This is a genomic window from Pantoea sp. CTOTU50773, assembly GCF_032082325.1.
Taxonomy (GTDB): Bacteria; Pseudomonadota; Gammaproteobacteria; order Enterobacterales; family Enterobacteriaceae; genus Pantoea; species Pantoea communis.
This window is the reverse complement of the sequence record NZ_DAMDQC010000238.1, coordinates 1-4,649: the sequence shown is the minus strand read 5'-3', so window position 1 is coordinate 4,649 and position 4,649 is coordinate 1. Positions and strand designations below refer to the sequence as shown.

Sequence of the window (4,649 nt, the reverse complement as noted above, 5' to 3'; positions counted from 1 at the left end):
CGTCCCGCCGCAGCAGTCCGCCTGACGGAGGCGCAAAAGAAAACGCCTTGTCGGTGGACAAGGCGTTTTGCTGACTAACGCTTAGCGGCGATCGAGAATTTCAAAGCAGTAGCTATGGGAGTTCTGCGCGTCGGCGTCATGAAACTCGCTAAAGGTCGATTGCCACTCATCCGGCTCGTAATCCGGGAATTGGGTGTCACCTTCGACTTCGGCATCAATGTGTGTGAGATACAAACGATCGGCGCGCGCCAGCATCTGTTCGTAAATGCGACCGCCACCGATCACCATGACCTCTTCCACGTCTCCCGCCGCTTTCACTGCTTCGTCCAGCGAAGTCACCCAGGTCACGCCTTCATGGGTGCCCGGCTGGCTGCTCACCACAATATTCAAACGTCCCGGTAGCGGGCGGCCGATTGATTCAAAGGTCAGACGCCCCATAATCACCGGCTTATTCAGCGTATTACGTTTAAACCACGCCAAATCAGCGGGCAGGTTCCATGGCATGGCATTTTCCATACCAATAATGCGATCGGCTGCCAGTGCTGCGATCAGACTAATCATGTTAAAAGACCTACAGGAAAAAAATTGGCGCAATGATACGTAAAGGCGAAAGTTTCGTCGATAGGCCGCCCCCGCTATTTGCGTAAAGCTCCTATGCGACCGCATTTTTGTTATTGGACAGAGTTTTACACCGACTTTCCCACCATACTTGGGAATAGACGCCATATTAGTCCGGCAGGACGCTATAACTCAGGGTGAAATGAGGCTTTAACGTGATGGAGTGTAAAGAAAACCGCACTGTCTGCGACAAAGAAAAACGGCTCCCGCAGGAGCCGTTGATACTTCGATTAGAAATCGTAGCGCAGACGCACCAGGTTCATGTTACCCAGTGATTTGTCGGTGCTTGAGGTGATCACGTATTCGTAGTCCACCTGGAAGCCGTAATCCAGTTTAGTGCTGATACCAACGCCATTGTCGATACGTTTGTAGTTACGTCCATTGACGAACTCCAGACGGTCGCCCATGAAGTAAGGCTGGATAGATTTGACCGCGTACTGGCCAATTGGGAATTTGTAACCGGCGAAGTATTCCACGCCCCACGCATCATCCGCGAAGTAATTGTTAACCGTATTCTTCTTGGTTGGTGAGAAGTTCTGATACCAGCCTGCACCTGCAGACAGCGTCCAGTTATCCGGGGTCCAACTCAGCGCGGTACCGTAGATGTTCTGGTCATAGACTTTGCTTTCACCGGTGCCTGGGTTATGGATATCTGCACGGGTGTAGTTCCATGCCGTGCCCCATGCCAGATCTTTGGTGATGTGATAGTTCACACCCAGTGAGCCGCCGCCTTTACGCTTGTAACGCAGGCCGTTGCCTGGCAGGTAGTTGTTATCTTCAAACAGGTATGAAGCGTAAACATCAACGTCGCCGAAGGTGTTTTTGTACTTCAGCATCTTACGTGAACGGTATGAACCGTCGTAGTCACCGTTGATACCGTTGCCCGGTGCCTGAGCCAGCATGTCGTAGTCCCAGATATCGGTCTTCGCGCCGACCACATCATAGTAAACGCTGTTCTGCTGACCAAAGGTCAACTGACCCCAGGTTTTGCTCTTCAGACCCGTGTACAGCTGACGACGCGTGGTGTTGTTCTGGCCATCGGCATAGTGGTTATCCCAACCCCACCAGGCCGGGAAGTTCACGCCCAGCTCGTAGTAGCTGACCCAGCTGATGTCATCAAACAGGTAGTAATCCGCGGAGAAACGGAAACGTGAACCACCATCGTAGCCGTTACGCTTGTACGATTGATCACTGACGCCAGCCTGATGCTGGAACTGAGGACGAATACTGCCGCCGACTTTGAAATCAAGACGACTAAGTGGATCGCCTGCCTGCGGATCCTGCTTCAGCAGGGTAATTTCCGCCTGGCTGGCGAGAGGCGCAGCAACTAATAACGCAGCCACTGCGCTGAGGGTGAAAGCACGCATTTTCATTTTTTATATCCCAGTTAAGGTGAGCGCTCTATTGATGAGCGCTCAAGATAGTACGGTGCGCTTACCGGGATCGTATTTATAATTTTGTGCGGATAATCCGAGGTGTAACCGTTATCGCATCAACTGATAAAAACTATGTCAAATCAATATATTTTTCACACATAACCTTATTCAACCAATGATAAACAGGCGAAAAAAAACGGCTCCCAAAGGAGCCGTTTTCAGTCGGTCAACTTATTGATTAACCTTTGATTTGCGCATGCATTTCCTGCACTGAAATCACTTTCTCTGTCGGATCTGCATTCAACGCCATCGCGGTAGCAAATCCACCATTCAGCGTGGTGTCATAATGCACTTTATATTGCAGTGCACTGCGGCGAATCAGTTTGGAATCTTCAATCGCCTGACGACCTGCGGTGGTATTGACGATGTAGGTGTATTCGCCATTCTTCAGACGGTCCTGAATGTGTGGACGACCTTCATGCACCTTGTTAACCAGACGTGGGTTGATACCGGCCTCACCCAGCACCACAGCGGTGCCGTGTGTGGCGTCCAACTCGAAGCCAAACTTCTGCAGCTTCGCCGCCAGGTCAACGATACGTTTCTTATCGCCTTCGCGCACAGACAGTAACGCACGACCGGTTTTCTTCATGTTGCTCTGCGCACCTAGCATCGCTTTGGCGAACGCTTCCGCAAAGGTACGACCGACACCCATCACTTCGCCGGTAGAACGCATCTCTGGACCAAGAATCGGGTCAACACCCGGGAACTTGTTGAAAGGTAGCACCACTTCTTTCACCGAATAATACGGTGGAATGATTTCTTTCGTGACGCCCTGCTCAGCCAGGGTTTTGCCTGCCATCACGCGCGCAGCCACTTTCGCTAAAGGTACGCCGGTCGCTTTAGACACGAATGGCACGGTACGCGCCGCACGTGGGTTCACCTCAATCAGGTAAACCTCGTTGTCCTTCACTGCAAACTGCACGTTCATCAAACCGCGTACGTTCAGCTCGAAAGCCAGTTTCTCGACCTGTTGACGCATCACGTTCTGGATTTCAGTGCTCAGCGTATAAGCCGGCAGTGAACAAGCGGAGTCACCTGAGTGAACGCCGGCTTGTTCGATGTGCTCCATGATGCCGCCAATCAGCACACGTTCACCGTCGCAAATCGCATCCACGTCGACTTCCACTGCATCATCCAGGAAGCGGTCCAGCAGAACCGGTGCATCATTGGAAACCGAAACCGCGGTCTGGAAGTAACGCTTCAGGTCGATTTCATCATAAACGATTTCCATCGCACGACCGCCCAGCACATAGGAAGGACGTACCACCAACGGATAACCGATACCTGCCGCTTTCTCAACAGCTTGCTCCAGCGTAGCCACGGTGGCGTTAGCCGGTTGCTTCAGGCTCAGGCGATCAACCGCCTGCTGGAAACGTTCACGGTCTTCAGCACGGTCAATCGCATCTGGGCTAGTGCCTATCACGGGCACACCTGCTGCTTCCAGCGCACGAGCCAGCTTCAGCGGGGTCTGGCCGCCGTACTGCACGATGACGCCTTTAGGCTTCTCGATGCGCACGATTTCCAGCACGTCTTCCAGCGTCACCGGTTCGAAGTACAAACGATCGGAGGTGTCGTAGTCAGTCGATACGGTTTCCGGGTTACAGTTCACCATAATGGTTTCGTAACCGTCGTCGCGCAGCGCCAGTGCCGCATGTACGCAGCAGTAATCGAACTCGATACCCTGACCGATACGGTTTGGACCGCCGCCCAAAATCATGATTTTGTCACGATCCTGGTTTGGATTGGCCTCGCACTCTTCTTCATAAGTGGAGTACATATAAGCGGTATCGGTGGAGAATTCTGCCGCACAGGTGTCTACGCGTTTGTAGACTGGGTGCAGGTTGAACTGCTGACGCAGTTTGCGAATTTCACTCTCTGCCACGCCCGCCAGGTTTGCCAGACGCACGTCAGCAAAGCCTTTGCGCTTCAGTGCACGCAGGAAATCAGCATTCAGTGAGTTGACACCTTCACGCGCAACCTGCTCTTCCAGACGCACCAGCTCTTCGATTTGCACCAGGAACCAGCGGTCAATGTTAGTCAGGTTGAACACGCCATCCACCGACATACCGGCACGGAACGCATCCGCGATGTACCAGATACGGTCAGAACCGGCATCTTTCAGCTCACGGCGGATGCGGGTCAGGGCTTCGGCATCATCCAGATCCACTTTCGGGTCGAAGCCGTTTGCCCCCACTTCCAGACCGCGCAGCGCTTTCTGCATTGATTCCTGGAAGGTGCGGCCAATCGCCATCACTTCACCCACAGATTTCATCTGCGTGGTCAGGCGGTCATTGGCACCAGCGAACTTCTCGAAGTTGAAGCGAGGAATCTTGGTCACAACGTAGTCGATTGAAGGCTCAAACGACGCCGGCGTACGACCGCCGGTGATGTCATTCATTAGCTCATCGAGAGTGAAGCCCACCGCCAGTTTCGCGGCGACTTTTGCAATCGGGAAACCGGTCGCTTTGGAAGCCAGCGCCGAGGAGCGCGACACGCGCGGGTTCATTTCGATAACCACAAGACGGCCGTCTTTTGGGTTAACCGAGAACTGCACGTTAGAGCCGCCGGTTTCCACGCCGATTTCACGCAGTACCG

3 protein-coding genes are annotated in these 4,649 nt (G+C 53.2%); all 3 read right to left on the bottom strand.

The features are described 5' to 3' along the window. Positions 1-81: 81 nt before the first annotated feature. Positions 82-561 carry a type 3 dihydrofolate reductase gene (folA, locus tag RT340_RS22015; RefSeq protein ID WP_034826087.1) on the bottom strand — a complete coding sequence of 160 codons (480 nt, stop codon included), beginning with the start codon at positions 559-561 and terminating at the stop codon, positions 82-84. 287 nt (positions 562-848) lie between these two features. Next, positions 849-1,991 carry a porin gene (locus tag RT340_RS22010; protein WP_211729150.1) on the bottom strand — a complete coding sequence of 381 codons (1,143 nt, stop codon included), beginning with the start codon at positions 1,989-1,991 and terminating at the stop codon, positions 849-851. A 241-nt stretch (positions 1,992-2,232) separates the two neighbouring features. Next, on the bottom strand, positions 2,233-4,649 hold a 2,417-nt coding region (gene carB / locus RT340_RS22005), incomplete at its 5' end, for a carbamoyl-phosphate synthase large subunit (RefSeq protein ID WP_313377778.1).